We start from the raw sequence: 593 nt of genomic DNA on the forward strand, positions 1-593 counted from the left end.
CAACATCCGCAACCCGCAATATGCCCACTGGCTGCCTTATCTCGGCGTCGAGAACCGCTGCCTGGTGCCGGTGACGAGCTTTGCCGAGCCCTCGCCAAAGCCCGGCGACAAGGATCCTGAAACCGGCGTGCAGAAGAATTTCTGGTTCGCGCTCGGCGAGGACCGCCCGCTGTTCTTCTTCGCCGGGATGTGGACGCCCTGGCATGGCGTGCGCAAGGTGAAGGAAGGTCCGGGCGACCACGAGCTCTACGGCTTCCTGACGACCAGGCCGAACGCGTTGATCGCGCCGATCCACGAGAAGGCGATGCCGGTGATGCTGACCACTCAGGAGGAGACCGAGCTGTGGCTGACAGCGCCGTGGTCGGAGGCGAAGACGCTGCAGCGGCCGGCGCCGAACGACGCGCTGGTGATCGTGGACAAGCCGGCGACGCAGATCAAGTTTCCGGCGGAACCGCCGGCGCAGGGGTCGTTGTTTTAGCTCCTCGCCTTCTGCAGCACCCAGATATAACCCTTGGGCGGGTGATCCTGGTCGATGAACTGGGTCTTGACCTCAGTGTCCTTGCCGCCGCAGCGCTTGCAGCGGAAGCGGATGG

General features: G+C 64.6%; 1 protein-coding gene. It reads left to right on the forward strand.

Annotation, left to right across the window (positions count from 1 at the left end):
- Positions 1-478, forward strand: a 478-nt coding sequence (locus EOA60_RS36290; protein WP_128312794.1) for an SOS response-associated peptidase family protein, incomplete at its 5' end; no start/stop codon positions are given.
- Positions 479-593 lie beyond the last annotated feature (115 nt).

The sequence above is a fragment of the Mesorhizobium sp. M1A.F.Ca.IN.020.06.1.1 genome, assembly GCF_004023265.1.
In the GTDB taxonomy this organism is placed as follows: Bacteria; Pseudomonadota; Alphaproteobacteria; order Rhizobiales; family Rhizobiaceae; genus Mesorhizobium.